Annotated in this window: 23 protein-coding genes; 13 read left to right on the top strand and 10 right to left on the bottom strand. The window is 75.4% G+C overall.

Going from position 1 to position 26,329, the window contains the following annotated elements; all coding sequences use genetic code 11:
• Positions 1–5: 5 nt before the first annotated feature.
• Complete coding sequence (locus OG295_RS28950; protein WP_371679550.1) at positions 6–776, bottom strand: glycerophosphodiester phosphodiesterase family protein; 771 nt, start codon at positions 774–776, stop codon at positions 6–8.
• Between the two features lie 206 nt (positions 777–982).
• On the opposite strand from OG295_RS28950, the gene OG295_RS28955 reads away from it, so the two are divergent.
• On the top strand, positions 983–2,485 hold the full coding sequence (locus OG295_RS28955; protein ID WP_371679551.1) for a PLP-dependent aminotransferase family protein: 1,503 nt from the start codon (positions 983–985) through the stop codon (positions 2,483–2,485).
• Positions 2,486–2,503: 18 nt separating this feature from the next.
• Here OG295_RS28955 and OG295_RS28960 read toward each other — a convergent pair whose 3' ends face one another.
• Both OG295_RS28960 and OG295_RS28965 read right to left on the bottom strand, forming a co-directional pair.
• Entirely contained in the window at positions 2,504–4,144 is a 1,641-nt protein-coding gene (locus OG295_RS28960) for a hypothetical protein (protein ID WP_371679552.1), read from the bottom strand.
• Positions 4,145–4,194: 50 nt separating this feature from the next.
• Complete coding sequence (locus OG295_RS28965; RefSeq protein ID WP_007262923.1) at positions 4,195–4,389, bottom strand: hypothetical protein; 195 nt, start codon at positions 4,387–4,389, stop codon at positions 4,195–4,197.
• 329 nt (positions 4,390–4,718) lie between these two features.
• Here OG295_RS28965 and OG295_RS28970 point away from each other — a divergent pair, with 329 nt between their 5' ends.
• From OG295_RS28970 to OG295_RS28985, 4 genes are all read left to right on the top strand, one after another.
• The gene (locus OG295_RS28970) at positions 4,719–5,186 is read left to right on the top strand and encodes an ankyrin repeat domain-containing protein (protein WP_371679553.1); all 468 of its coding nucleotides are present in this window, start codon (positions 4,719–4,721) and stop codon (positions 5,184–5,186) included.
• 342 nt (positions 5,187–5,528) lie between these two features.
• Positions 5,529–6,926 carry a HEAT repeat domain-containing protein gene (locus tag OG295_RS28975; RefSeq protein ID WP_371679554.1) on the top strand — a complete coding sequence of 466 codons (1,398 nt, stop codon included), beginning with the start codon at positions 5,529–5,531 and terminating at the stop codon, positions 6,924–6,926.
• Between the two features lie 272 nt (positions 6,927–7,198).
• Positions 7,199–7,699 (top strand): DUF2867 domain-containing protein, encoded by a 501-nt coding sequence (locus OG295_RS28980; RefSeq protein ID WP_371679555.1) that lies wholly within the window; start codon positions 7,199–7,201, stop codon positions 7,697–7,699.
• Positions 7,700–8,186: 487 nt separating this feature from the next.
• The gene (locus OG295_RS28985) at positions 8,187–8,723 is read left to right on the top strand and encodes a GNAT family N-acetyltransferase (RefSeq protein ID WP_371679557.1); all 537 of its coding nucleotides are present in this window, start codon (positions 8,187–8,189) and stop codon (positions 8,721–8,723) included.
• A gap of 4 nt (positions 8,724–8,727) precedes the next feature.
• Here the strand turns inward: OG295_RS28985 and OG295_RS28990 are convergent, their stop codons facing one another.
• Genes OG295_RS28990 through OG295_RS29000 form a run of 3 tightly spaced genes read right to left on the bottom strand, consistent with a single transcriptional unit; the run spans position 8,728 to position 11,002 of the window.
• On the bottom strand, positions 8,728–9,612 hold the full coding sequence (locus tag OG295_RS28990; protein ID WP_371679558.1) for a biotin-dependent carboxyltransferase family protein: 885 nt from the start codon (positions 9,610–9,612) through the stop codon (positions 8,728–8,730).
• Positions 9,609–10,226 (bottom strand): allophanate hydrolase subunit 1, encoded by a 618-nt coding sequence (locus tag OG295_RS28995; RefSeq protein WP_371679559.1) that lies wholly within the window; start codon positions 10,224–10,226, stop codon positions 9,609–9,611. Before OG295_RS28995 ends, OG295_RS28990 begins: the two co-directional genes overlap by 4 nt.
• A complete protein-coding gene (locus OG295_RS29000; RefSeq protein WP_371681343.1) occupies positions 10,223–11,002 on the bottom strand; it encodes a LamB/YcsF family protein in 780 nt (259 codons plus the stop codon). Before OG295_RS29000 ends, OG295_RS28995 begins: the two co-directional genes overlap by 4 nt.
• 117 nt (positions 11,003–11,119) lie before the next feature.
• Between OG295_RS29000 and OG295_RS29005 the strand changes: the two genes are divergently transcribed.
• From OG295_RS29005 to OG295_RS29020, 4 genes are all read left to right on the top strand, one after another.
• Positions 11,120–12,625 (top strand): hypothetical protein, encoded by a 1,506-nt coding sequence (locus OG295_RS29005; RefSeq protein ID WP_371679560.1) that lies wholly within the window; start codon positions 11,120–11,122, stop codon positions 12,623–12,625.
• Positions 12,622–12,909: a hypothetical protein gene (locus OG295_RS29010; protein WP_371679561.1), complete on the top strand. Its 288-nt coding sequence runs from the start codon at positions 12,622–12,624 to the stop codon at positions 12,907–12,909. Before OG295_RS29005 ends, OG295_RS29010 begins: the two co-directional genes overlap by 4 nt.
• Entirely contained in the window at positions 12,906–13,829 is a 924-nt protein-coding gene (locus OG295_RS29015; RefSeq protein ID WP_371679562.1) for a hypothetical protein, read from the top strand. The genes OG295_RS29010 and OG295_RS29015 overlap by 4 nt, the downstream gene beginning before the upstream one ends.
• Positions 13,830–13,896: 67 nt before the next feature.
• Positions 13,897–18,666, top strand: coding sequence for a hypothetical protein (locus OG295_RS29020; protein ID WP_371679563.1), 4,770 nt, complete (start codon positions 13,897–13,899; stop codon positions 18,664–18,666).
• A gap of 129 nt (positions 18,667–18,795) precedes the next feature.
• Here the strand turns inward: OG295_RS29020 and OG295_RS29025 are convergent, their stop codons facing one another.
• On the bottom strand, positions 18,796–19,194 hold the full coding sequence (locus tag OG295_RS29025; RefSeq protein ID WP_371679564.1) for a hypothetical protein: 399 nt from the start codon (positions 19,192–19,194) through the stop codon (positions 18,796–18,798).
• Positions 19,195–19,570: 376 nt separating this feature from the next.
• Between OG295_RS29025 and OG295_RS29030 the strand changes: the two genes are divergently transcribed.
• The 4 genes from OG295_RS29030 to OG295_RS29045 are packed head-to-tail and all read left to right on the top strand — an operon-like array spanning position 19,571 to position 23,993.
• On the top strand, positions 19,571–22,507 hold the full coding sequence (locus OG295_RS29030; RefSeq protein WP_371679565.1) for a nitrate- and nitrite sensing domain-containing protein: 2,937 nt from the start codon (positions 19,571–19,573) through the stop codon (positions 22,505–22,507).
• Positions 22,504–22,941, top strand: coding sequence for a roadblock/LC7 domain-containing protein (locus OG295_RS29035; RefSeq protein WP_266837698.1), 438 nt, complete (start codon positions 22,504–22,506; stop codon positions 22,939–22,941). Before OG295_RS29030 ends, OG295_RS29035 begins: the two co-directional genes overlap by 4 nt.
• A 10-nt stretch (positions 22,942–22,951) precedes the next feature.
• Entirely contained in the window at positions 22,952–23,386 is a 435-nt protein-coding gene (locus OG295_RS29040) for a DUF742 domain-containing protein (protein ID WP_371679566.1), read from the top strand.
• A complete protein-coding gene (locus tag OG295_RS29045; RefSeq protein ID WP_266837694.1) occupies positions 23,367–23,993 on the top strand; it encodes an ATP/GTP-binding protein in 627 nt (208 codons plus the stop codon). Before OG295_RS29040 ends, OG295_RS29045 begins: the two co-directional genes overlap by 20 nt.
• A 234-nt stretch (positions 23,994–24,227) precedes the next feature.
• Here OG295_RS29045 and OG295_RS29050 read toward each other — a convergent pair whose 3' ends face one another.
• The 3 genes from OG295_RS29050 to OG295_RS29060 all read right to left on the bottom strand — a co-directional run bounded on the left by OG295_RS29050 (position 24,228) and on the right by OG295_RS29060 (position 26,317).
• Positions 24,228–25,418 carry a lipid-transfer protein gene (locus OG295_RS29050; protein WP_371681344.1) on the bottom strand — a complete coding sequence of 397 codons (1,191 nt, stop codon included), beginning with the start codon at positions 25,416–25,418 and terminating at the stop codon, positions 24,228–24,230.
• A gap of 41 nt (positions 25,419–25,459) precedes the next feature.
• Complete coding sequence (locus OG295_RS29055; protein WP_371679567.1) at positions 25,460–25,915, bottom strand: Zn-ribbon domain-containing OB-fold protein; 456 nt, start codon at positions 25,913–25,915, stop codon at positions 25,460–25,462.
• Positions 25,916–25,978: 63 nt separating this feature from the next.
• Positions 25,979–26,317 carry a DUF962 domain-containing protein gene (locus OG295_RS29060; RefSeq protein ID WP_266837690.1) on the bottom strand — a complete coding sequence of 113 codons (339 nt, stop codon included), beginning with the start codon at positions 26,315–26,317 and terminating at the stop codon, positions 25,979–25,981.
• Positions 26,318–26,329: the final 12 nt, after the last annotated feature.

The following is a 26,329-nucleotide window of genomic DNA, read 5'->3' on the forward strand; positions in this document are numbered from 1 at the left end:
GCCCGTCAGGCCCAGGCCCCGCGCCGGTCCAGCACCGTCCGCAAGATGTCGATCCGGTCGGTCATGATGCCATCGACACCCAGGTCCAGCAGAGACTCCATGCGTTCCGGTTCGTTCACGGTCCAGACGTGCACCTGGAGTCCCCGTTCGTGCGCGGTCCGTACGAAGCGCCGGTCGACCACCCGGATGCCCGCCTGCGTCTCGGGCACCTGCGCCGCCACCGCGCCCACGCGCAGCGCCGCCGGGATCGCGAACGAGCGCAGCCGCAGCCCCACCACCCCGCGCACCCCGTACGAGGTGGCGAGCCGCGGACCGGCGATCCTCTGTGCCCGGGCCACGCGGCTCTCCGAGAAGGACCCCACGCACACCCGGTCCCAGACGCCGGCCCGCGCGACCAGGTTCACCAGCGGGTGCAGGGCCGACTCGTCCTTGACGTCCACGTTCCAGCGGGCCTCGGGGAACTCCTCCAGCAGCTCCTCGAACAGCGGCAGCGGCTCGGTCCCCGCCACCCGCACCTCGCGCACCCGGCTCCAGGGCAGCTCGCGGATCCGGCCCTGCCCGTCGGTGACCCGGTCCAGGGTCGCGTCGTGGAAGGCCACGAGCTTCCCGTCCGCCGTCGCGTGCACGTCGGTCTCGAAGTACCGGTACCCGGCGGCGGCCGCCCGGCGGAAGGCGGCGGCGGTGTTCTCCAGCCCGTCCGCCGCCCCGCCGCGGTGGGCGAAGGGAATCGGAGCGGGGTGGTCCAGATACGGATGGCGCAGGCGTACGTGAGTCACGGGGCGCAGTATGCCCGCTGTGCTCCCCGGGACGGCAGCGGACGCGTGGCCACGGGGTGAACGGGGCCGCCCCGGGCAGCCGCTCCCGCCCACCCCCTCTGGCCCGGACGGCCCCCGACATGACAGTCTGGGGCCGCGGAACCAATCCAATACCGGCCCCGGACCCCGCCCGCCGAGGCCAATTCGATGAAGGTGGACCGGACGCCATGGCTCAGTGGACCTCAGCGGTCGGTGCCGCACAGCTCGCCCGCCTCATCACCTCGCAGCAGGACCGCCCCGGCCCGCCCGGTACCCGCAAGTCACCCGCCTACCGCACCCTGGCCGACGGCATCCGGCTGCTCGTCCTCGAAGGCCGCGTCCCCGTGGCCGCCCGGCTGCCCGCCGAGCGCGAACTGGCCGTCGCCCTCTCCCTCAGCCGCACCACCGTCGCCGCCGCCTACGAGGCCCTGCGCGGGGAGGGCTTCCTGGAATCCCGCCGGGGCGCCGGAAGCTGGACCTCCGTACCGGCCGGGAACCCGCTCCCCGCCCGGGGCCTGGAACCGCTCCCGCCCGAATCCCTCGGCTCGATGATCGACCTCGGCTGCGCGGCCCTCCCGGCCCCCGAGCCCTGGCTCACCAAGGCCGTCCAGGGCGCCCTGGAGGAACTCCCGCCCTACGCGCACACCCACGGCGACTACCCGGCCGGACTGCCCGCGCTGCGCCGGATGCTCGCCGACCGCTACACCGAACGCGGCATCCCGACCATGCCCGAGCAGATCATGGTCACCACCGGAGCGATGGGCGCCATCGACGCCATCTGCAGCCTCTTCGCGGGCCGGGGCGAGCGGATCGCCGTCGAATCCCCCTCCTACGCCAACATCCTCCAGCTCATGCGCGCCGCCGGGGTGCGCCTGGTGCCCGTGGCCATGGCGGACGGCCTCAGCGGCTGGGACATGGACGTCTGGCGGCAGGTGCTGCGCGACGCCGCGCCGCGCCTGGCCTACGTCGTCGCCGACTTCCACAACCCCACCGGCGCGCTGGCCTCCGAGGACCAGCGCCGGGCCATGGTCGAGGCCGCCCGTTCCGCCGGCACCGTGCTCATCGCCGACGAGACGATGGCGGAACTCCGGCTGGACGCGGACCTGGAGATGCCGCGCCCGGTCTGCTCCTTCGACCCCGCCGGCTCCACCGTGATCACCGTCGGCTCCGCCAGCAAGGCCTTCTGGGCCGGCATGCGGATCGGCTGGGTCCGCGCGGCCCCGGACGTGATCCGCAGCCTCGTCGCCGCGCGCGCCTACGCCGACCTCGGCACGCCGGTGCTGGAGCAGCTCGCCGTGAACTGGCTGATGCGGACCGGCGGCTGGGAGGAGGCCGTCGGGATCCGCCGGGAGCAGGCCCGGGACAACCGGGACGCGCTCGTGGCCGCGGTCCGCCGGGAGCTGCCGGAGTGGGAGTTCGAGGTACCGCGCGGCGGCCTGACCCTGTGGGCCCGTGCGGGCGGCCTGTCCGGCTCCCGGCTGGCCGAGGTGGGGGAGCGGGTGGGGGTCCGCGTCCCCTCCGGTCCCCGGTTCGGGGTGGACGGGGCCTTCGAGGGATACGTACGGCTGCCGTTCACCGTGGGCGGCCCGGTGGCCGAGGAGGCCGCCGCCCGGCTCGCCGCGGCCGCCCGGCTGGTCGGCACCGGAGCGGGCGGCAGCGGCGCGGAGCCCCCGCGCACGTTCGTCGCGTAGGGGCCGGGGCGGGGCGGCCTACGGGGCCTCCGCCGCCACCTCGGGGATCTCCGAGGCGTCGACCGGCGGACCCGGCGACTGCGCGGGGGGCTGGAGCCGGAGCGCCTTGGATGGGGTCGTGTGGCCCTCCCCGCCGCCCGCACCCGGCGCCTGCCGCTCGGGGAGCAGCTCCATGACCGCCTGACGGTGGCCCGGGTGCGTGCCGTCGTCGTACGGGTCGGGCGTCGCCGGCACCTGGAGCCGGTGCACCGGCCCCGTACCGAGCCGGGCGTACCCGCGGCCCGGCGGCGGCTGCGCCGGCGGGGTGGTGTGCGGGGGCAGCCCGAGGACGTCGGTGATCTGCTGGACGGAGGCGGGCCCGAGGACCACACGGGCCCGGGTGTGCTGCCAGACGGCGTCGTTCAGCAGCTCCAGGTGGTCGAACTGCTCGGCCACCACCACGGTGACGTGCGCGGCGCGCCCGTGCCGCAGCGGCACCTGGAGCTGCGCCAGGGGGTCGGGGCGGCCCTCGGCGGCCGCGAGGTGTCCGAGCACGCTGGGCCGGTCCAGCAGGATCCACAGCGGGCGCCGGGTGTCCTCGGGGGCGGGCCGGCCCGCCTCGTGGGCCCGGTGGGTGGCGATCAGGCGGCGTTCGGTCTCGTGCGCGGCCCACTCGACGGTGGCCAGCGCCCCGCTCGGCCCGTACTCGACGGCCAGTACGCCCGCGCGGCCGGACAGGCAGGAGTACTCGCCGCTGCCGCCGCCCTCCACGATCATGACGTCGCCGCCGTGGCGCAGGGCCTGGAGGGCGATCGAGCGCAGCAGGCTGGAGGTGCCGCTGCCGGGCTGGCCGACGGCCAGCAGGTGCGGCTCGGCGGAGCGGGGGCCGGTGCGCCAGACCACGGGCGGCTCGTCGCGGGGGTCGTCGTCGTCCTCGACCACGGGCAGGGTGCGCCGGACCCCCGCCGGGTCGGTGAAGCCGAGGACGGTCTCGCCCGGGGAGGTCACGAAGGGCTGGGCCGCGATACCGGTGGGCAGCGCGGCCAGTACGCGCAGATCGAGCTGGTTGCCCTCCTCGTCCCAGTCGAAGCGGTACTCCCGCCCGCGCCCGGACTTGGCGTGCAGCAGGGCCTCGATCCGGGCCCGTGAGGCGGCCTCGCCGTCGGTGAAGTAGGCGGGGTAGCGGATGCGGAGCCGGGTGACCCGGCCGGCCTCGTCGAAGGCGTACCCGCTGAAGGCCTCGTCCCAGCTCCCGCCGTGGGTGAAGAGCGGACTCGGGTCCTCGGGGATGGAGAAGTACGGCACGAGGGCCTCGTAGAGGGATCCGAGCCGTTCGGTCTCGGCGTCACTGGGCCCGGTCTTCACCGGGGTGCGGTCGCGTCCCTGCCAGGCCGCCGCCGCCATGAGGGAGATCAGGGCGGCGAGGGGGCCGTAGGGGAGGAGCGCGACCACGAGGACGCAGGCGGCTCCCAGGAAGAGCGCGGGACCACGCTTGTCCTTGGGGGTCGCGGTCCACTTCCGCCGCCCGGCCGCGGCCAGGATGCGCAGACCGCGCCCGATGGTGAGGAGCGGATGGAGGACGTCCGTGGCGCTGTCGGCGGCCGTGCGAGCGAAGTCGCGGCCCCGGGCGAGCGACGCGGTGCCGCTGCTGATGATTCGGGGGAGTGGGCGCCGTGCCACGGTCGTCTCCTGGAGTTGTGGTGGTGCGGGACGGTGCGGGTCGGGGCGGTCTAGAGCTTGATCCCGCCGAGCAGGCTCGCGAGGCTCGCCGTGCTCGCCGTGATGCTGGGGGCGATGGCGGAGCCGGCGAGGAAGAAGCCGAAGAGGGCGCAGACGAAGGCGTGCGTCAGCTTCATCCCGTCCTTCTTGAAGAAGAGGAAGCAGATGATGCCGAGCAGGACGACACCTGAGATGGACAGGACCATGAGACGTTCTCCTGGTGGGTGGGGACGGTCACCATCAGTTCTTCCAGGCTCACAGGAAGTATCAATGCGACAAAAGGTGCATACGGGTGAATCTTTTGCTTTTTCACCGGCCCGGCCCACCCCGACTGGCGCGTCCGCCGCGCAGGGTGTGCGCACGCCGCCGACCGGCATCCTTGCCTCGGACCGGCCCCCTCATGTCCCTCACCGGGCGCTACCCTGACGATTCACCCGTACGGACGCAGTGCCGTGCACCCCACGGCCCGCCCGGCCTGGGGAAACTCTTGCCGAAGCGGCGAGCGACGAGTAGCGAGTGAAAGGCGGCACGAGTGATGAGCAGCACCGACGAGAACGCGGCCAATGCGGCCAATGCGGCCAACGCGGACGGCGCGGCGCAGGCGGCCGACGCGGCCGGCGTTCCCGACGCGGACGTCATCGAGCTGGCCACCAAGATCTTCGACCTCGCCCGCCAGGGCGAGACCGGGACGCTGACCGCCTACCTCGACGCCGGGGTGCCCGCGAACCTCACCAACGACCGCGGGGACACCCTCGTGATGCTCGCCGCCTACCACGGCCACGCCGACGCCGTCACGGTCCTGCTGGCCCGCGGCGCCGAGGCCGACCGCGCCAACGACCGCGGCCAGACCCCGCTCGCCGGAGCGGTCTTCAAGGGCGAGGAGGCGGTCATCCGCGCGCTGCTCGCCGGCGGGGCCGACCCGAACGCCGGAACCCCCTCCGCCGTGGACACCGCCCGCATGTTCGCCAAGGCCGACCTGCTGGAACTCTTCGGAGCGCGGTAATCCGGTTTTTTCCCGGGCCGGGCCCGGCCAGGACCGGGCCGAGACCTCACGGCTTGGTCACGGCGGCCTTAAATGTGGTCGCGGCACACAAACCGCCTGGGTCATCATGGCGTCGGATTCGATTCGCGGACATGACGGACGGGCAGGAGCGGGCTGGACACGACGGGTGTCCACACCCACCCCTGCCGCACCGGCCGCCAGGGCCGCGAAGCACCGACGAGAGTGAGAAGGCAATGGTCTACATCGAGCGGAACATGACGGCGGACGTCCTCACATGCTGTTACGCGGCTCTGTGAATCCCGATTCCCGGTTGCGTCCCCAGCTTGATTTGAGGCCATTCCCATGTTCGAACCAGTCATAGCGCCAAGCGGCACCCTGCTCGGTCTCCTCCAGCGGGGCCGCGGCGACGGCACGCTGCACGCGCTCGCGGCGCCCCGGTCCGAGGCCCTCGCGGCCCTGGACCAGTGCGTGCTCCGCGACCCGCGCCAGGACTGGCAGGTCGAGAACCGCTCCCTGTACTACGCCCGCCTGTACCTGGACCTCGACGGCCCCCTCGGCGCGATCGAGGCCCACCTCTTCAGCCCCGACGACCTCGTCGACGAAGAGGACCACCGCACCGGCCTCGCCCTGTCCGTCCTCGGCCACCTGGCCTCGTACGGCCGCGACGACGCGATCGCGCTGCTGCGCCGCTACGCCGCCTCCGGCGCCAACTGGGCGTGGGCCCTGGACGAGCTCGCCCTGCGCGACGACGACGAGGGGCTGCGCTCCCTCGCCGACCCCGTCCTCGCCCGGTTCCCCTCCACCCCCGAGGGCGAAGCCCGGCTCGCAGTCGCCGTCCGCGACGCCTACGAGCCCCGCCCGTGGTGCCTGTGGGAGGAGTCCCCGCTGTACGGGGAGCGCCTGCGCGCCGCCCGCCAGCAGGGCTCCTTCGACCGCTGGCAGCGCCAGCTGACCCCGAGCGGGCCCCGCCCCGGCTGGGGCGTACAGGCCGTCTTCGACTGGGCCGCCGACGGCTTGCGCCGCGGTACCCCGTTGCACGTGCCCGCCGCGCGCTGCCTCGCCGCCGTGGCCGCGCCCGAGGACCGCCCCGCCATCCTCGCGGCCGCCGCCGGAGCCGACGGCGAGGCCGCCCGCGCCACCGCCCTGCACCACCTGGTCCTCGCCGAACCGGAGAACCCGGCCGTCCTGGACCTCATCGAAGCCGCGGGGGACGAGCCCGCCGTGGCCGCCTACGAGCGCATGTGCGGCCCCGGCGCCCTCGACCGGGCCCGGCTCTGGGTCCACCGCCCCGACGCCCTCGGAGCGGCCGCCGCGGCCCTCCTGGCCGCCCGCGGCGGAGCCGACGACGCCGGTCTCGTCCTCGGAGCCCTGCGCTCGACCGTGCGGGGCTCGGGCCCCGACACCGTCCGGTTGTTCGCCCTCGTCGACGGCGCGGGCCGGCTCTCCATCGGCTGCGCGGCTCCGGTACTGCGGCACGTCTACCGCGAGACGGCCTCCTCCCACCTGCGCGGGCGCGCCGCCCGCGCCCTGGCCAGCACGGACCCGACCTTCGCGGCCGGCTTCGCGGTCGAGTGCCTCTGGGACTGCGAGGAGACCACCCGCGAGGTGGCCGCCCGCCACGCGGAGACGGCCGACGCCCGCGTCGCCCCCCGCCTGCGCCGCCTCGCGGCGGACCCGGCGGAGGAAGAGGACGTCCAGTCGGCGGTCCGCAGCCGCATCGCCCCGGAGTCGGCGGTGTAGGGGCTGGCCGGGGAGTGGGCCTGGGTGGGTGGGGGCTTTGCAGACGGGTGGGGTCGGGGGTGGGCGGTGCACCCCCGGTCCGGGTCTGGGGAGGGCTGGGGGCTTCCCGCCAGTCCACTGTCCTTCCCCCGACAGGCGCGTCGGATCGCTACGCGCTTCGCTCGGCATGGCGGCTGCGATCCGTCTGGGGCCGGACATGAGCGGCCCGACCGCGAATGGTCGCGAACAGGCCCGGGGTGGGCGGGTCGGGAGACGTGTGAGCCAATGGGCTCATGACCAAGGCAGTTCGCAGGAATGCGGTACCCGTGGTGCAGGCGGCAGGCACGAGTCTCGGGGCGTACGACCATGTCGACGCGGTGGCCGTCGACCTTCCGCCGGGCACGAACGCCGAAGGCTTCGCCCGGTTGTTGCTGTCGAACCCTCCACGGTGGACGGGCCGGTTGATGGCCGTGCGCGACAAGCTGGTCGCCCCCTTCGGCCTGCGGGTACAGGAGCGGGCGGCACAGGACACCCGCATCGAGCCGGGAGCCAGGAAGGGACCCTTCACGGTCCTGGAGGTTGGCGAGGACGAGATCCTCTGCGGGGACGACGACAAGCACCTGGCCTTCCGTGCCTCGTTCGCGGTGCGGCCCAGGCCCGATGGATCGGGCCTGGAAGGCGTCTGCACCACGGTCGTCCGTTTCAACAAGCCGGTCGGCCGCCTCTACTTCAGGCTCATCGAGCCCTTCCACCGCCTCATCGTCGCCTCCATGCTCGCCCGGACAGCTTCCTAGCCGCTCGCCTGCCGAGGGCGCCCATCAGATCGTCCCTCCGTGCGGGTACCAGCCCCAGACGGGTCGCAGACGCCATGCCGTGCGAAGCGCGTAGCGATCTGACGCGTGTGGGGCCTGCCGGGCGCTCTGGTCGTCGTGTCGGGCGGTCTGGACGCCCCGGGCAAAGACCCATGGCCATTCGGGGCCCGAGTGCGGGACCGGGCGGAGATGGCTCGCGCATCTCTGGGATGCCCGCCCCCCGAAGATCTCCCCGTGGACCGTTCTTTTGGGGGTTTCCCGGCAGTCTTTGGCATTCCGTGGCGGGACGGGCTGTCAAGGGTGGCCGAAGGCCATCGCGAAGCGACGCGACCGAAGGGAGCGCCCTTGACAGCCCGGCCCGACGCGGAAGGACGATGAGACTGACGGGAAACCCCCAAACCCTCCCTGATGCGGGCCGAGTCGAGTCCCGCCGCCCCCCGACCCCGCCCCACCCCGCTACGTTGGCCGGATGTACGAGTTGAAGACCGAGCGTCTGGTGCTGCGTGGGTGGCGGGAGTCCGACATCGGGCCCTGGGCGGCGATGAACGCCGACCCGGAGGTCCGCAGGTACTTCTCCAGGGTGCTCACGCCCGAGGAGAGCGCGGCGTCCGCCGCCCGCTTCCAGGCGGCCCTGGAAGAGCGGGGCTGGGGCTGGTGGGCCGTCGAGGTCGTGGCCACCGGTGAGTTCATCGGACTCGCCGGGCTGGACCCCGTCGACGAGGGCATGCCCTTCACCGGGGTGGAGGCCGGCTGGCGGCTGGCCCGTTCCGCCTGGGGGCAGGGGTTCGCCACCGAAGCCGGCCTGGCCGCCGTGTCCTTCGGGCTGGACACCCTCGCCCTGCCGGAGGTCCTCGCGGTGACGGCGGCCACCAACCTCCCCTCGCAGGCGGTGATGCGGCGCATCGGGATGACGTACGACCCGGCCGGGGACTTCGACGACCCCGACGTCCCCGAGGGCCCGCTGCGCCGCAACGTGCTCTACCGGCTGGCCGGCGCCCCCCGGTAGCCCCTCACCCCACCCCCACGAACCGCACCCCCACCCCCGGACGCGCCTGGGCCGCCGCGTCCAGGGCCGGGCCCTCCGGGACCACGCCGACCACCGGGTAGCCCCCGGTCACCGGGTGGTCGGCCAGGAACACCACCGGCAGGCCGTCCGGGGGCACCTGCACCGCGCCCAGCACCATCCCCTCGCTCGGCAGCTCCCCGCCCCGGGCGCGGGCGAGCGGCGGGCCCGCCTCGGTGCGCAGGCCGATGCGGTTGGACGCAGCCGACACCCGGTAGCGCGCGGTCAGCAGCCGGGCCAGCGAAGCCCCCGTGAACCAGTCGGCGCGCGGCCCCGGACGCAGCGGGAGCACCAGCTCGCCCGGGACCCCCGGGGCCCCGGGGGCCGCCGGCACCCGCAGGGCGTCCGCCCCGGACACCGGGCCGGGCCCCGGGGGTCCCACCGGCAGCACCGTCCCGGCCGCCAGTACCGGCGGGCCCAGCCCCGAGAGCAGGTCCGTCGCGCGGCTGCCCAGCACCGGCGGGACGGCGAACCCGCCCCGTACCGCGACGTAGCCGCGCAGCCCGGACTCCGCCCGGCCCACGTCCAGCTCCGCCCCCGCCCGCAGCCGGACCGGCGCACCCCAGGCCGCCGGGCGCCCGCAGACCCGTACCGCGCAGGGAGCCCCGGTCACGGCCACCGTGACCGGGGACAGGGCGCGCAGCGTGACCCCGTCGAAGGTGGTCTCCAGCGTCGCGGCGCCGGCCGGGTTGCCCAGCAGCCGGTTGGCCAGGGCGTGCGCGGCGGTGTCCAGGGCGCCCGAGCGGGGTACGCCCAGGTGGGCGTACCCGGGGCGGCCCAGGTCCTGGAGGGTGGTCAGGGCGCCCGCCCGCAGCACCAGCAGTTCCGTCATGCCCCCGCCTCCGTGAACCGCACCCGTACCCCGGGCGCGAACAGTGCCGCGGGCTCCCGCGCCGGGTCCCACAGCACCGCGTCGGTGGACCCGATCAGCTGCCAGCCGCCGGGGGAGGAGCGCGGGTAGACCCCCGCGTACTCCCCGGCCAGCGCCAGCGAACCCGCCGGGACGGCCGTACGGGGCGTGGCGCGCCGGGGCAGCCACAGCCGCTCCGGCAGCCCCGTCAGGTAGCCGAAGCCGGGCGCGAACCCGCAGAAGGCCACCCGGAAGACCGTGCCGCCGACCAGCCCCGCGACCTCGTCCCGCGCCACGCCCCAGGCCGCGGCCACCTCCGCGAGGTCCGGGCCGTCGTACCGTACGGGGACGGTGACCAGCGGCCCCTCGGTCTCCGCGAGCGGCGGCACCACCCAGTCCGCGATCCGGGCCGCCAGCGCGGCCGGCCGCCGTACGCCGTCCAGGAGCACGGTCCGGGCGGCGGGCACCACCTCCCGTACGCCGTCCAGCTCGCCCGCGTCCCGGCGGCGCAGCAGCTCGGCGTGGAGCGCGGCGACCTCGTCCGCCGAGTCCACCTCGACCAGCAGGGCCCGCGCCCCCACCACCAGGGCCCTCACGCGAAGGCCTCCACCCGCACCCCGGCCGCGCCCAGCGCGTCCCGGACCCGCCGGGCCAGCTCCGCCGCCCCCGGGGTGTCCCCGTGCACGCACAGCGAGCGGGCGGCCACGGCGATCCGGCTCCCGTCGGCGGCGGTCACGGAGCCCTCGGCGGCCATCCCCACGGCCCGCGCGACCACCGCGTCCGGGTCGTGGACCACCGCCCCCGGCTCGCCGCGCGGGACCAGCGTCCCGCCGGTCGTGTACGCCCGGTCGGCGAAGGCCTCCGGTACGGGCTCCAGCCCGGCCTCCCCGGCGGCGGCGAGGAGCAGCGACCCCGGCAGGCCCAGCACCGGCAGCCCGGCCTCCCCGGCGGCGAGCCGGACCCCGGCGACGACCGCGCCCGCCTGGGCCGCGTCGTGCACGGTCCGGTTGTAGAGGGCGCCGTGCGGTTTCACGTACGACACCCGGGACCCGGCGGCGCGGGCGAACACCTCCAGGGCCCCGATCTGGTAGGCGACCTCGTCCGCCAGCTCCCCGGGCGGCACGTCCATCGAACGCCGTCCGAAGCCCGCCAGGTCGCGGTACGAGACCTGCGCGCCGATGCGTACGCCGCGTTCGGCGGCCAGCTCGCAGACCCGGCGCATGATCGAGGGATCGCCGGCGTGGAAGCCGCAGGCCACGTTGGCGCTCGTGACCACGGACAGCAGGGCCGCGTCGTCGGTCAGCGTCCACCGTCCGAAGCCCTCGCCCAGGTCGGCGTTGAGGTCGATCGGGGCCGCGGGAGATGTGATCATGGAAGCCATGCGGCGAGCGTAGAACAGGGCACGCGCGCCCCTCCACGACCGCGGGGACGATCCGGCCGAACCATGCCGTTTGGGATGTTGTCCGTGACACCGCCTAGTCTTTCCGTCGTGACTCTCCCTGCTCCGGCGAAGACCCTCGCCTCCCCGGCGCCGGGCCCCGCCGCCGACGAGGGCCTGGCCCGTCGGCTGCGCGCCCTCGCCTGCACCGCCCCGCTGCACGACCTCGACGTCCGCAAGGCCAATCTGGCCGGCGAGTACGGGGTCTACGCCATGGCGGAGGTGGCGCTGTCGGCGATCGACCTGGTCACGCTCAACATGGACTTCGACACCGGGGCCGACCACGAGCAGATAGTGGCCCGCCTGCTGCCGCGCGTCGCGGCCCAGGCCCCGGCGCGCCCGGCGGCCGAGCACGAGCGCGTCGCGCGCTGGGTGCTGGAGAACCTGATCAACGTGGGCAGCGTGGACCGCGGCTTCCGCGCGATCTACGGCACCTTCGGCCCGGACGGCGTGTACGTCCGGCGCGACTACGACTTCAAGCTGATCGAGGAGGTCCCGGGCTACGGGGGCGCGGTGTACCTGCGCACCACCGACGAGGCGGTCAACGTCCTCGTCGGTGCGCTCGACACGGACGTCACCAGCGCGCAGATCGCCGCCGAGGTCAAACTGGAGGTGCTGATCAGCCGCGGCCGGCTCGCGGACGCGCAGCTCGCCGCCGAGCAGGCCCGCTACCGCACCGTCCAGTACGCCGAGACGCTGCGCCGCACCCTCGACGCGACGCGGCGCAACGTCCGCGCCGTGGACTGGCTCCAGGCCGTCCCGGACATGATCGCCGAGGCCCTCGACCACGTCGCCGACCGCTACCGGCACGAGAACGCGATCCTCACCAACATCCGCAAGGCGCGCGACGAGGCGGAGGACCCCGACAACAAGCGGCGCGCGGCCGAGCTCGTCGACATCGTCAAGGACTGCATCCGCCGGCACACGCAGCTCCAGTCCCGGCTGCTCGACGCGGGCCCGCTCTTCCGCGCCGAACAGGACCGCCAGGCCTTCGCCGCGCCCGCCCCGCGCTCCGGCATCGACCTCTACGGCCAGCTCGTGGCCCCCCTGCTGCCGCTGCCGCTGGAGCGGGCCACCCGGGTCACCGACGCCTTCTTCGCCGCGGGCACCGGGCTGCGCACCCCCGTCTCGGTCCGGGTCGCCGACCTGGTGGAGATCCTGCTGACCCCGCCCGTGGAGCGGGAGCACCTCGGCGTGGAGATGCCGGAGCCCGACCTGATCGCCACCCCCGACGACAGCCGCTTCAGCGAGGAGCAGCTCGCGCGCGCGACCCGGCTCCTGGACCTCCCGCACGACGCCCCACGCCGGCTGTCCGGACTGCTCGCCGAGGCCCGGCGCGACGACCCGGACCTGCCCTACCTGGTGGCGCTGCTGGCCGTCCACGCCGCGAGCCCGGCGGTGGGCACGGCGTACCGCCAGGGCGAGGAGCGGATGCTGTTCGCGGTGGACGACGGCACCGAGCTCGACGACCCGGAGTTCGGCGGTGCGGACCTCATCGTCGGCACGGCCCTCCTGGACGCCGCCGGCATGGCGGCCGACCGCGCGGAGGCGTCATGACACCGCCGCCTCCGGCCGAGGTCCCGGATCGGCGCCGGTTCCAGGCCGACGCGCCCGGCGGGCGCCCGGCGGCGGGCGGACGTGTCGTCGGCGTCGGCGTCGGTCCGGCCCGGGGGCGGACGCCGGCCGACCGGGCGAGGCCTCCGGCCCGCGCCCACCGCGGGAGCGGGCCGCGCCCGCCGGCCTCCGCCGCCCACACCGCCCGTCACCGCACCACCGCAGAACCCGTACACCGCACCACCGCAGAACCCGTACACCGCACCGCCGAGGAGACCCACCCGTGAGCGACCACCACGCCGAGCGCCCCGCGTGGAGCGAGCCGCAGACCGCATGGAGCGAGCCCGAGGCCTCGTCGGCTTCGGTCGCGCCCGCCCCCGGAGGGTCCGTCACGCCGGCCGACGCCGCCGACGCCGCCCGCCTCGTCGCCTTCGGACTCCAGCCCCGGCTGCTGCCCGCCCGCGACGCGGAGTACGCCGAGCTGCTGCGCCGCTACCGCGAGGAGCCCGCCTTCGGGCGGCTCGCCGACGCCGTCGCCACCGGCCTCGGCCTCGTCGTCCTGGAGGTGTCGCCCCGGGCCGGGATGGCCGTCGCGGCCGCCGAGGACTCCGTCTTCGCCGTCCGCATGGGCGACTACGCCCGCCGCACCGCCGCGGACGGCGGCGACCGCTTCCTGCACGGCCTCGCCCACCTCGCCGTCGCCGCCCTCGCCTTCCCCCGTCCCGAGGACCTCGCCGACAACGGCTACATCGGCCGCATCACCGTCAACGGCGTCGACGCCTTCGTCCGCCAGACCTGCCGCCGCCTGGAGGAGCGCGCCGAGGAGCTCGGCGAGAACACCGACCCGGCCTCCGACGCCCCCGGCCTGGAGGCCGCCTGGCGGGTCTACGCCCGCCGCAGCGCCACCGGAGCCACCAAGGACGCCCGCCGCCTGGCCGGCTCCACCACCGGCATCGTCGGCAAGGCCGCCGCCTTCCTCACCGAGTCCGGGTTCCTCCAGCGCACCGGCGACGAGGCGGGCGGCACCTACCGCACCACCCCCCGCTACCAGCTCCAGGTCCGCGACATGGCGGGCAGCGCGGCCATGGCCGAACTCCTGGAACTCGGCGTGGTCCCCGTCAGCGACGGCTCCGCCACCCTCCTGCCGCCGCCCGAGGGCGACGACCTGGAGCTGGCCGCCGACGCGGGCCTGCCCTTCCACGCCTGAGCCCGCACCCGATCCCGTACGCCCCCCCACGCACACGACCCACGACAGAGCACGAGAGTCCGCCGCCATGTACGAGCTGTCCCGGATCCGCCTCTACTCCATCGGGCCCGCCGGCGCACGCTACGCCGACACCGTGCTCGACCTGCGGGGAGTCGGTGAGCCGGTGCCCCACCCGGCGCCCGCCCAGGCGGAGTTCTTCGAGGAGGAGCCCACCGGGCCGCCGCGCCGCCCCGCGCCCGCCGGCGTGCTCTTCCTGGAGAACGGCGGCGGCAAGTCCGTCCTGCTCAAGCTGATCTTCTCGGTGATGCTCCCCGGCCACCGCAACACCCTCGGCGGCGCCAGCTCCGGCGTGCTGCGCAAGTTCCTGCTCGCCGACGACTGCGGACACGTGGCCCTGGAGTGGCAGCACACCCAGACCGGCGAGTGCGTGGTCGTCGGCAAGGTCAGCGAATGGCGCGGCCGGCAGGTCTCCAACGACCCCCGCAAGTTCGCCGAGGCCTGGTACTCCTTCCGCCCCGGTCCGGGTCTGAGCCTGGACAACCTCCCCGTCGCCGAGGCCACCGCAGTACGCCCGCCCGTCGAGGGAGCCTCCGGCGCCCAGGGCCGGCGCCGCACGATGAAGGGCTTCCGCGACGCCCTCACCGAGGCCGGGAAGGCGTACCCGCACCTGGAGGTGTACTTCGAGGAGATCCACGACCGCTGGAACGAGCACCTCACCGAACTCGGCCTCGACCCCGAACTCTTCCGCTACCAGCGCGAGATGAACGCCGACGAGGGCGAGGCCGCGGGCCTGTTCGCGGTCAAGAAGGACTCCGACTTCACCGACCTGCTGCTGCGCGCCGTCACCGACACCCGCGACACCGACGGCCTCGCCGACCTGGTCCACGGCTTCGGCAACAAGCTGGGCCGCCGCGCCGAGCTGATGGCCGAACGCGACTTCACCGCGGGCTCGGTGGACCTCCTCACCCGCATCGTCGAGGCCGCCGAGACCCGCTCCCGGCTGCGCGACGTCCACGCCGGCGCCGAACGCCGTACGCGCACCCTCGCCCGGCGGCTGTCCGCCCGCGCCGGAGCGGAACGCGGCCGCGCGGCCGACCTCGCCCAGCGGGTCACCGGCGCCGCCCACGAGGTCACCGCCGCGGAGGCGCAGCGCACCCGCAGCGCCGCGGTCTCCGCCGAACTCGCCTACCGCCACGCCTCGCTGGCCCTGACCGTGGCCGACAAGGCCGCCGCCGCCCAGCGCCGCGAGCTCCTCGAAGCCCGCACCCTGCACTCCGCCTGGCAGGCCGCCGAGACCGTGCTGCGCCACCGCGCCGCCGCCGACCGCTCCGCCCGGGTCGCCGCCGCGATCCTGGAGGCCGAGCGGGACGCCGCCCCGGCCCTGGCCGCGCGCGCCACGGCCGCCGCCGAGCTGGTACGGGCCCTGCACACCGCCGCCGAGCAGGGCGAGCGGGCCGCGAACGAGGAGGAGGAGCGCTCCGCCGGGCTCCAGGACATCGGCGAGACCGCCCACCGCGACGCCACCTCCGCCGCCACCGCCGCCCAGCGCGCCCGCAGCGAGGCCGAACACCTGCGCACCCGCCTCGCCGAGGTCGCGCAGGAGACCGCCGAGGCCGTGAAGGCCGGCTGGCTCGACGACACCGCGCCCGACGCCGACCCGGCCCGCGCCGCGCTCGCCGCCAGCGACGCCGAGAAGGCCGCCGTCGCCGCCTGGGAGGAGTCCCGCGACGCCGCCCGTGCCGCCAGCGACGCCGCCCGCGAGGCCACCGCCGCCGAATCCCGCGCCGAGCTCACCGCAGCCCGCGCCGCCGACGCCGCGGAGGTCGCCGAAGCCGCCCACGCGGCCGAGGAACGCGCGGCCGCCTCGCTGGCCGCCGCGCCCCGCCTGGCGGAGCTGCTGGGCCTCCCGTCGGCCCCCGACACCTTCCTCCCGCGCCCGCGCGGGGGCGCGCAGCCCGGCTCCGCGGGCCCCGGCGCACCGGCCGGGGCGGCCACCGCGGCCGGCGCCGGCCAGACCGCCGGCGCGGACGCCGCGAGCCCGGGCACCGTGGTGGTCACGGACCGGTCGGGCCCCGCCTCCGCCTCCGGATCCTCCACCGCCGCAGCAGGCCTCACCGTCGCCGACCTCGACCGGGGCTCCGACGAGCTGGTCCGGCTGCTCGCCGACACCGTCGGCTCCGCCGAACGCCAGCTGTTCGAGCTGCGCACCGCCGCCGCCGACGACGCCCGCATCCTCGGCGCCCTCGGCGACGGCGGCCTGCTGCCGCCCGGCCCCGACGTCCTCGCCACCGTCGAGTACCTCGGCGAACACGGCATCCCGGCCCTACCCGGCTGGCGCTACCTCGCCCAGTCCGTGGACCCGGCCGACCACGCCGCCGTCCTCGCCGCCCGCCCCGAACTCGTCGACGGCGTCGTGATCACCGACCCCGACACCCACAGCCGTGCCCGCGAGGTCCTCTCCGCCGCCGCGCTGCTGCCCCGCTCCACCGTCGCCGTCGGCACCGCCGCCGCGCTGCTGGCCCCCGTGCCGCCGGCCGGGGACCCCGGCGCCGACTCGGGGGTGTTCCTCGTCCCGCCGAACCCGGCCATGCACGACGAGCACGCCGCCGACGAGGAGCGCCAGGCGCTCCGCGCCCGCGCCACGGCCCGCGACACCGAGATCCGGGACCTCGCCGCCCGCCTCTCCGGCGACCGCGAGCTCGCCGCCCGGCTCGCCTCCTGGCGCACCGGCTGCCCGCCCGGCCGCCTGGACCGGCTCGCCGAACACGCCGCCGCCGCCCGGACCTTCGCCGAGGAGGCCGACGCCGAGCTCGCGGAGGCCCGTACGGTACGCGCCGAGGCCGACGAGGCCGCCGCCGACGCGGCCCGGGTCCGCGACGAGCGCCAGGACACCGCCCAGCGCGCCCGACGTGCCGCCGACGCCCTCTCCGGCCTGGCCCACCGACTGCGCGAGCGCTCCGGCTGGCAGACGAAGGCCCGCGAACTCGCCGAGGAGGCCGCCGAGTCGGAGGCCCGCGCCGAGGCCTGCCTGGACCGGGCCCGCGCCGCGGACGAGGACCGCCGGGCCGCCCAGCGCGCCGCCGACGACGCCCGCCGCACCGCCCGCGCCCTGCGCGCCGAACGCGCCGAGATCGCCGGGGCCCCCGACCAGCTGCCCGCCGAGGACGCCCCGCGCGCCCCGCTCCCCGACCTGCGCGAGGCCTACCGGGCCGCCTCCCGGCTCTACGAGAAGGTCGGCGTCGGCGCCGACCTGCGCGCCGAACAGGCCCGCGCCGAGAGCGACGAGAGCGCCGCCCTCGCCGAACTCGACCGCCTCACCAACAAGGTCCGCACCCGCGCCGCCCAGCTCCTCGAAGGCACCGACGGCGCCGACGGCCCCTCCCGGCAGGCCGCGGCGGCCCGCGCCGAATCCCTCGTACAGATGCTGGAATCCCGGGCGTCCACCGCGAGCGAGCAGCTCGGCCGGCTGCGCGGCGAGGCCGAACGGCACGCCCCGGCCGACGGCGGGGCCCACACCGAACTCCCCGAGGAGCTGGTCCCGGCCGACGTGGAACAGGCCCAGGGCCTGCTGCGCACCGCCACCGCCCAGCTCGCCGCGCACTCCGCCGCCGTGGAGAGCGCCCGCGCCGCCCACGCCGACCTGCTGCGCGCCCACCGCGCGGCCGAGGACGGCGCCGGGGGCTTCGACGAGACCGCGGCCCTCCTGCGGGACCTGCTGCGCGACCACAGCCACCCGGAGGACGAGCAGGAGCCGGTGCCGCACCCGGGCAGCCTGGAGGAGGCCCGGCAGTCCGCCGCCGACGCCCGCCGCTCCCTGCGCGGCTGCGCGGCCGACCTCTCGGCCGCCGAGTCCGCGGTGCGCGAGGCGAGCGACGTGCTGGTCCGGCACGCCAACGCCACCCGCTACGAGCAGGTGCGCACCCCCGCCCGCCAGCAGATCCGCGAACTGCCCGCCTCCGCCCTGCCCGAGCACGCCGCCGCCTGGGCCGCGGCCTTCGCGCCCCGGCTGCGCGTCCTGACCGACGAGCTCGCCCAGCTGGAGCGCAACCGCGACAGCATCGTCGACCGGCTCCGCGGCCTCGTCGAATCGGCCCTGGCCACCCTGCGGTCCGCGCAGCGCCTCTCCCAGCTGCCGGAGGGCCTGGGGGAGTGGTCGGGCCAGGAGTTCCTGCGGATCCGCTTCGAGGAGCCCGACCAGGCCACGCTCACCGAGCGGCTGGGCGAGGTCATCGACGAGGCCACCCGCGCCGCCGTCAAGAAGAACAGCACCGCCTCCTTCGGCGAGGGCGACCGCCGCGACGGCATGTCCCTGCTGCTGCGCGGCGTCCAGGCGGCCCTCGAACCCAAGGGCATCGCCGTGGAGATCCTCAAGCCGGACGCGGTGCTGCGCGCCGAGCGGGTCCCGGTCGGCCAGATGGGCGACGTCTTCTCCGGCGGCCAGCTGCTGACCGCCGCCATCGCGCTGTACTGCACCATGGCGGCGCTGCGCAGCAACGACCGCGGCCGCGACAAGCACCGCCACGCGGGCACGCTGTTCCTGGACAACCCGATCGGGCGCGCGAACGCGACCTACCTCCTGGAACTCCAGCGGGCCGTCTCCGACGCGCTCGGCGTCCAGCTGCTCTACACGACGGGCCTCTTCGACACCACGGCCCTCGCCGAGTTCCCGCTGGTCATCCGGCTGCGCAACGACGCCGACCTGCGGGCGGGCCTGAAGTACATCAGCGTCGAGGAGCACCTGCGGCCCGGCCTGCCGCAGCGGTCCCCGGACGGCGAGACCATCCACGGCGAGATCACCGCGACCCGCATGTTCCGCCGCTCGACCGCCGGTTCCTGAGAGGCCGCCGCTTTCCGAGAGGCCGTCGGTTCCCGCGCGGCCGCTGCTTCCCGCGCGGCCGCCGGACGGTCGGCCCGGCCCCGCCCGGCCCGCCCCCCGGCGGCGGGCCGGTGGGCGCGCCCGCCGTGGCTACCGGGGCCGGGGGGCCGCCCCGCGCGGGTCGCCCACGCCCCGGCCGGGGAGTCCCGGTGCCCGCGTCCGCTCCCGGGCCGCGCTGCTCGGCTCGGACACCACGCCGCCGCGCTGGTTCCACATCTGCCGGGTGATCCACACGTCCAGCACCGCCCAGGTGGCCACGACCGTCCCGGCTATCCCGCAGATCACCATCGGGAAGGCCAGCCAGGAGCCCGTCACCGCGAGGAAGAAGGTGATCGTGGCCTCGGTCAGGGTCACCGCCACGATCAGCAGCGCCCGCACCGCGGACGCCCGTACCGGGTCCGGCATGCGGCGCCGGCGGGCCGGCTCCTCCACCCACAGCCCCCGCCCCGGCATCCGCGCCGCCGCGCCGTCCTCTTCGTACATCCTCATGGTCCGCTCACTTCCCGCCCCGCGGCCGCCCATGCCCGCCGTGCCCGTCCGCGCCCTCGTCCTGTCAGACGTGCGGGACCGCCCGGAGATTCCCGGAACCCGGACGTCCGCACTCTCCACAATGATCGCGGAAGGAAGAATTCCAGCCATCCATCCGATTGCGGGAACCGAGGCCCCAGCGAGTGTCATCTGCCACATATCGGGCCGGACTTGACCGGAAGTATCGGACAACTCGTGATCATCGTCCAGGGGTCAGACCGAAAACGTCCGGACACGCCTTCGAAGGCGCGCCCCGGCAGTAGTAGGCTCACGCCGTTTAAATGACGGAACACCGACCTCCGGCAAGGGGGTTGAGCTGGGGGAGGCTGGGGAGGCCATGCGCTTTCGCGGGAAGTCCATCCGCCGGAAGATCGTGGCGTTGCTCTTGGTGCCGCTCGTCTCCCTGACCGCCCTGTGGGGCTTCTCCACGGTCATCACCGGCCGGGAGGCGATCCAGCTCCTCGACGTCGCGTACGTCATCGACAAGGTCGGCTACCCGATCGAGGACGTCGTCCGCGTCATCCAGAAGGAACGCCGCCAGACCCTGGTCGTGATCGGCGACCCCACCGCCGCCGCCGCGACCGCCGAACTCACCAAGAGCCGCGCCGCCACCGACGCCATGGTCCGCGAGATCACCGCGAGCGCCCGCGACCCCAAGGTCGCCGACGAGCTCACCCCGCAGGCCCGCGCCCGGCTGCGCTCCATCCTCGACGCCTTCCACGGCATCGCCGCGCTGCGCAGCTCCGTCGACCGCAGCTCCCTCGCCCCCGGCCAGGCCCTGGAGCTCTACAGCCGGCTGGTCGACCCCTGCTACGAGTTCCTGATGAACCTCCACGCCCTGGAGAACGTCGAGATGGACAAGCAGGGCCGCGCCCTCGTCGGCATCACGCGCGCCCGCGAGACCCTCGCGCGCGAGGACGCGGTGATCGCCGCGTCCCTCGCCGCCCGCAACGTCAGCGCAACCGACGTCCGGCACGTCTCCGACCTCGCCGCCAACCGCGGCCTGCTCTACGAGTTCAACCTCGCGATCCTCCCGGCCGAGGACCGCGTGCTCTTCGAGCGCTACTGGAAGGGCCCGGAGACCAAGGCCCTGCGCGACGCGGAGGAACGGTTCATCGCCACCGGCGCCGGCAAGAACCCCCGCGCCGTCACCGCCGCCCAGTGGGACGAGGCCGCGGGCAAGGTCCTCGACGACCTCGCCACCATGGGCACCGCCGCGGGCGACCGCTACCAGAAGCGCGTCAAGCCGGTCGCGATCGAAGTCCTCGTCCAGGCCGCCGTCGCGGGCGTCCTCGGCTTCATCGCCCTCGCCGTCTCCGTCGTCCTGTCCGTCCGCATCGGCCGCGACCTCATCCGCGACCTCTCGCAGCTGCGCAAGGACGCCCACGAGGCCTCCGGCGTCCGGCTTCCCAGCGTGATGCGCCGCCTCGCCGCCGGCGAGACCGTCGACGTGGAAACCGAGGCGCCCCGCCTCGAATTCGAGAAGGACGAGGTCGGCCAGGTCGGCCTGGCCCTCAACAGCCTCCAGCGCGCCGCCGTCGAGGCGGCCGTCAAGCAGGCCGAGCTGCGCCGCGGCGTTTCCGAGGTGTTCGTGAACCTCGCCCGCCGCAACCAGGTGCTCCTGCACCGCCAGCTGACCCTCCTCGACACCATGGAACGGCGCACCGAGGACACCGAGGAACTCGCCGACCTCTTCCGCCTCGACCACATGACCACCCGCATGCGACGCCACGCCGAAGGCCTGGTGATCCTCTCCGGCGCCGCCCCCTCCCGCCAGTGGCGCAAGCCCGTCCAGCTGATGGACGTCGTACGGGCCGCCGTCGCCGAGGTGGAGGACTACGAACGCATCGAGGTCCGCCGACTGCCGCGCCTGGGCATCGAGGGCCCCGCCGTCGCGGACGTCACCCACCTGATCGCCGAACTCCTGGAGAACGCCACGGTGTTCTCGCCCCCGCACACGGCGGTCCAGGTCCACGGCGAGCGGGTCGCGAACGGCTTCACCCTGGAGATCCACGACCGCGGCCTCGGCATGAACCCCGAGGCGCTCCTGGACGCGAACCTCCGGCTCGCGGAGACCCCCGAGTTCGAGCTGTCCGACACCGACCGCCTCGGCCTCTTCGTCGTCAGCCGCCTCGCCCGCCGCCACGCCGTCAAGGTCGTCCTCCAGACCAGCCCCTACGGAGGCACCACCGCGGTGGTCTTCCTGCCCGCCGAGCTCCTCACCGAGGCCCCGGACACCAACGGCACCGGCATCCGCCTCGACGGCGTCAAGGGCGCCAAGGCCGCCCCGGGCCTCCTGAGCGGCCAGGGCGCCAAGGGAGTCAAGGCCGCCCCCGCCCCCAAGCCGTCCGACCGGCCGGTGCACGCCGCCGTCGAGCGCGCGTCCGCGCCGGGCCGCCCGCTGCCCGCCGGCGTGCTCAACGGACCGGTCGAACTGGAGGCGCCGCTCGGGGCGCTCGGCCTCGACGGGCCGGACGGCCTCGACGAGCTCACCCCCGGCATCCCGGGCCTCACCGGTGTCGGCGGGCGCCCGCCCATGGCCTCCCTCGACGACGAGACCCCGCCCGGCGGCATCTCGCGCACCGCCCTGCTGGGGCTGCGCGCCGCGGACCGCCCCCACAGCGACCGGCACCCCGAACGCGGCGCCTGGAAGGGCGACCGGATCGGCGACCGCGGCGCGGACCGCCACCGGGACCGGAGCCGGGACACCGAGGCGGAGTCCGGCCGCACCCGCACCCGTGCCACCGGACGCGAACGGGAGCCGCTGCCCCCCACGGGCCCGGTCCGCCTGGAGCGCCCCCACCAGGAACCGGTGCGTCCGGACGGCCCCCGTACGGGCGCGGCGGTCCCGCTGCCCCGGCGGCACCCCACCCCGACCCTGGTCGCGGAGCACGGCCGCCGCGTCGAGCCCCGCCCGGCGACCGCCGGTTCCCGGCCCCCGGCCACGGCCGGCCCGCCGTCCGGTGCCGACGAGGGCGCGCAGCCGCGTACGTCCCCGTCGGCGCCCGCGTCCGGCCCCGGCGGGCTGCCCCGCCGGGTGCGCCAGGCGAACCTCGCACCCCAGCTCAAGAACGGCCCGGCCCCCGCCGAGGCCGGGACCGACGCCGACCCGGTGACCGACCGCGACGCGGAGGCCGTGCGCCGGCGCATGTCCGCCCTCCAGCGCGGCTGGACGGCGGGCCGCGAACAGTACGCACAGCAGCAGTCCGAGACCGAGGCCGGCACCCCCGCCGCCAGCGGTCCCGCGCACGAGAACGAAGGGGACGGTCGATGACCGCACCGCAGACCGGAAACGACACCCGGGGCCGCGGCTCCGGCCCGCTCAACTGGCTCCTCGACGAACTCGTCGACAAGGTCGGCAGCATCCGCAAGGCGGTCGTCCTCTCCGGCGACGGCCTGCCCACCGGGAGCTCCAAGGACATCACCCGCGAGGACAGCGAACACCTGGCCGCCGTGGCCTCCGGCTTCCACAGCCTGGCCAAGGGCGTCGGCCGGCACTTCGAGTCCGGCCGGGTCCGCCAGACCGTGGTGGAGCTGGACGAGGCCTTCCTCTTCGTCATGGCGGCGGGCGACGGCAGCTGCCTGGCCGTCCTGTCCGACGCCGACTCCGACGTCGGCCAGGTCGCGTACGAGATGACGCTGATGGTCAAGCGCGTCGGCGACCACCTGGCGACCGCCCCGCGCACCGGGCTGCCAGCCGGAGGGTGAGTCGGACGGAATGAGCGACCCAGGCCAGGACCGACCCGGCGATCCCCGGGGGACCCAGCCCGACACCGGCCACCCGCACTGGTTCGACGACGACGCGGGTCCCGTCGTACGCCCCTACGCCATGACGCGTGGCCGGACCAGCCACGCCGGGCAGCACCGCCTGGACCTGATCGCCCTCGTCGTCGCGGAAGCGGCGGCCGACGATCCGGTCTGGGACCTGACCCTGTCCCCGGAGCACGCCCACATCCTCGGGCTGTGCCGGGAACGCCCCCAGTCGGTGGCGGAACTCGCCGCGGACCTGGACCTCGCCATCGGCGTGGTGCGGGTCCTGATCGGCGACCTCGTCCACGACGAACTGGTCCACGTGACCAGGCCGGTGCCCCCGGCCGAACTGCCTGATGAATCCATTCTGCGTGAGGTGATCGATGGCCTTCGGGCGCTCTAGCCGCACCGGCGCGATGCATGCCGTGTCGCCGGTCGAGCCGCTGACCCTGAAGATCCTGGTCGCGGGCGGTTTCGGGGTGGGCAAGACCACCCTGGTCAGTGCTGTGAGCGAGATCCGTCCGCTGCGGACGGAGGAACGCCTGTCCGAACCGGGCGCCGCCGTCGACGACATCGACGGGGTGGAGGGGAAGAGCACCACCACCGTGGCCATGGACTTCGGCCGCATCACCCTGCGCGAGGACCTGGTGCTCTACCTCTTCGGCACGCCGGGCCAGGACCGCTTCTGGTTCCTGTGGGACGAGCTGGCGCAGGGCTCCCTCGGCTCGGTGGTGCTGGCGGACACCCGCCGCCTCGCCGACTGCTTCGCCGCCATCGACTACTTCGAGCGGCGCGGGATCCCCTTCGTCGTCGCGGTCAACTGCTTCGACGGCGCCGAGCGCCATCCCGTCGTGACCGTCCGCGAGGCGCTCGACCTCGATCCGGAGGTGCCGGTCCTGCTCTGCGACGCCAGGGACCGGGAATCGGTCAAGGACGTCCTCGTGGGCGTCGTCGAACACGCCATGTCCCTGGCCCGGTCCCGCCGCAGGAGCCTGAGCGCCGGGGCCTGAGGGTCCTGGGCCTGAGCGTCCCGGCTCGGGCTCGGGGCCCGAGCTCCCTCCGGACGCGTCCGCGCGTCATGGAGGCGGCCCGTACCCCCGCCGACTGGGGTACGGGCCGCAGCTCTCATGGGGGGATCCGGGGATCCCGCTCGCGGCGCGGGACCGTGGACAGAGTGTGAACCCGCCGCCGGGGGCCGTCAAGCACCCCGACAACACACCCAGTTCACGGCCCCCGCCGCCCCCTCAGCGCACCGCCACGACGGCCGAGCCGTGGCCGAACAGCCCCTGGTTCGCGGTGATCCCGGCCCGCGCTCCCGGCACCTGCCGCGCCCCGGCCGTACCCCGCAGCTGCCACGTGAGCTCGCACACCTGGGCGATGGCCTGCGCCGGCACCGCCTCCCCGAAGGAGGACAGCCCGCCGCTCGGGTTGACCGGCACCCGCCCGCCGAGCGCGGTCGCCCCCTCCCGCAGGAGCTTGACCGCTTCGCCCTCGCCGCACAGGCCGATGTCCTCGTACCAGTCCAGTTCGAGCGCGGTCGACAGGTCGTACACCTCGGCCAGCGACAGGTCGCCCGGCCCCAGCCCCGCCTCCTCGTAGGCGGCGCGCGCGATCGACGACCGGAAGGAGCCGGCGGCGGGCGCCACCGCCACCGCCGAGTCGGTCGCGATGTCCGGCAGGTCCAGCACGGTACGCGGATACGTGGGCGTCACCGTGGACACCGCCCGGATCCGCACCGGGTCCGCCGCCCCCCGCGCCCGCGCGAACTCCATGCTGCTCAGCACCAGGGCGGCGCCCCCGTCCGAGGTGGCGCAGATGTCCAGCAGCCGCAGCGGATCGGCCACCACCGCCGAGGCCGCCACCTCCTCGGCGGTCACCGCCTTGCGGTAGCGGGCGTTGGGGTTGAGCGCCCCCGCGGCCGCGTTCTTCACCTTGACCTGCGCGAAGTCCTCACCGGTGTCCCCGTACAGGGCCATGCGGCGGCGGGCGTAGAGCGCGAAGTACGCCGGGTTCACGGCCCCCAGGACCCGGAACCGCAGCCAGTCCGGGTCGTCGGGCCGCTCGCCGCCGGCCGGGGCGAAGAAGCCCTTCGGGGCCGCGTCGGCGCCCACCACCAGCACCACGTCCGCCAGCCCCGCCAGGATCTGCGCCCGTGCCGCCCCGATGGCCTGGGCCCCCGAGGCGCAGGCCGCGTACACGCTGGTCACCCGGGCGCCCTGCCAGCCGAGGGCCCGCGCGAAGGTGGCCCCGGCGACGTAGCCCGGGTAACCGGAGCGCACGGTGTCGGCCCCGACGACGGAATCGACGTCGGTCCACTCCAGCCCGGCGTCGGCGAGCGCGGTACGGGCGGCGGCCCGTCCGTACTCCACGAAGCCGCGCCCCCACTTGCCCCAGGGGTGCATGCCGGCCCCCAGGACGGCCACCTCGCCCCGCACCGGAGCCCCGCCCGGCCCGTCCGCGCCCGCCCGGTCCCCGCTCACGAGGCCCCTCCCACCGGCTTGAACTGCCAGGTCAGCCAGGTGGTCGCGGAGTCCTCGTGCAGGACGCCGCCCACCACCTCGACCTCCATGCCGACCTCCAGGTCCGCCACCGTCACCCCGGGGGCTCCTTGTCCGAGCACGACCATCCCCTCGGCCTCCAGCTCCACCGCGACGAGGGTGTACGGCTCCCAGGGCACGGCCGGATCGGACACGTACGGTGCGGGCGGCCGGTAGCGGCCGTCGGTGTAGGACCAGACCCGGCCGCGCGGGGACAGCGGGACCTCGGCGAGCTCGCCCCCGCCGGGACAGTGCGGATTGCGGCAGTGGGCGTCCTCGCGCGGGAAGAACACCGCGGTGCAGGCGGAGCACCGGGTGCCGAGCAGGCGGAAGCCGCCCTCCGCGTCCGCCTCCGTGAACCACCCCTGCACGACGGGTGTGCGTGTGCGTTCCAAGACCCCTCCCGGACAGCGTCATCTGACGAAGCGTCAGAAGTCTGCCACGGCGGGCGCCGGGGGTCACCGGTTCTCGGCGAGCCACTTCCGCGCGATCATGTCCAGCTCCGCGTCCCGCCCGGCCAGCATCATCCGGATCATCTGCGCGTCCCCCCGCAGTGACCAGGCCGGATGCCCGAAGGTGGCCGGGTTGTTCCCCTCGATCAGGAAGTGCGCGGGCCACGCGGCCCCGTACCCGATCACGGGCAGTGCGGCCAGGTACCGCCGGCGCCCGCGCGCCACCCCGTACACGGTCAGCGCCAGCCCGGACAGCGTCCCGCAGAGGTGTACCCACCGCGTGGCGGCCCGGGAGTGCATGGCGACGTAGTACGGCCAGAATTCCTCGTACGATCCGAAGGTCATACGGGCACGCTA

Source organism: Streptomyces sp. NBC_01276, from assembly GCF_041435355.1.
GTDB lineage: Bacteria > Actinomycetota > Actinomycetes > Streptomycetales > Streptomycetaceae > Streptomyces.

What these genes read in the sequence shown, in the direction of transcription:
- OG295_RS28955 (WP_371679551.1), top strand. Translation starts at nt 983, where the DNA reads ATGGCTCAGTGGACCTCAGCGGTCGGTGCCGCACAGCTCGCCCGCCTC.
- OG295_RS28965 (WP_007262923.1), bottom strand. Translation starts at nt 4,389, where the DNA reads ATGGTCCTGTCCATCTCAGGTGTCGTCCTGCTCGGCATCATCTGCTTC.
- OG295_RS28970 (WP_371679553.1), top strand. Translation starts at nt 4,719, where the DNA reads ATGAGCAGCACCGACGAGAACGCGGCCAATGCGGCCAATGCGGCCAAC.
- OG295_RS28975 (WP_371679554.1), top strand. Translation starts at nt 5,529, where the DNA reads ATGTTCGAACCAGTCATAGCGCCAAGCGGCACCCTGCTCGGTCTCCTC.
- OG295_RS28980 (WP_371679555.1), top strand. Translation starts at nt 7,199, where the DNA reads ATGACCAAGGCAGTTCGCAGGAATGCGGTACCCGTGGTGCAGGCGGCA.
- OG295_RS28985 (WP_371679557.1), top strand. Translation starts at nt 8,187, where the DNA reads ATGTACGAGTTGAAGACCGAGCGTCTGGTGCTGCGTGGGTGGCGGGAG.
- OG295_RS28990 (WP_371679558.1), bottom strand. Translation starts at nt 9,612, where the DNA reads ATGACGGAACTGCTGGTGCTGCGGGCGGGCGCCCTGACCACCCTCCAG.
- OG295_RS29000 (WP_371681343.1), bottom strand. Translation starts at nt 11,002, where the DNA reads ATGATCACATCTCCCGCGGCCCCGATCGACCTCAACGCCGACCTGGGC.
- OG295_RS29010 (WP_371679561.1), top strand. Translation starts at nt 12,622, where the DNA reads ATGACACCGCCGCCTCCGGCCGAGGTCCCGGATCGGCGCCGGTTCCAG.
- OG295_RS29020 (WP_371679563.1), top strand. Translation starts at nt 13,897, where the DNA reads ATGTACGAGCTGTCCCGGATCCGCCTCTACTCCATCGGGCCCGCCGGC.
- OG295_RS29025 (WP_371679564.1), bottom strand. Translation starts at nt 19,194, where the DNA reads ATGAGGATGTACGAAGAGGACGGCGCGGCGGCGCGGATGCCGGGGCGG.
- OG295_RS29030 (WP_371679565.1), top strand. Translation starts at nt 19,571, where the DNA reads ATGCGCTTTCGCGGGAAGTCCATCCGCCGGAAGATCGTGGCGTTGCTC.
- OG295_RS29035 (WP_266837698.1), top strand. Translation starts at nt 22,504, where the DNA reads ATGACCGCACCGCAGACCGGAAACGACACCCGGGGCCGCGGCTCCGGC.
- OG295_RS29040 (WP_371679566.1), top strand. Translation starts at nt 22,952, where the DNA reads ATGAGCGACCCAGGCCAGGACCGACCCGGCGATCCCCGGGGGACCCAG.
- OG295_RS29045 (WP_266837694.1), top strand. Translation starts at nt 23,367, where the DNA reads ATGGCCTTCGGGCGCTCTAGCCGCACCGGCGCGATGCATGCCGTGTCG.
- OG295_RS29060 (WP_266837690.1), bottom strand. Translation starts at nt 26,317, where the DNA reads ATGACCTTCGGATCGTACGAGGAATTCTGGCCGTACTACGTCGCCATG.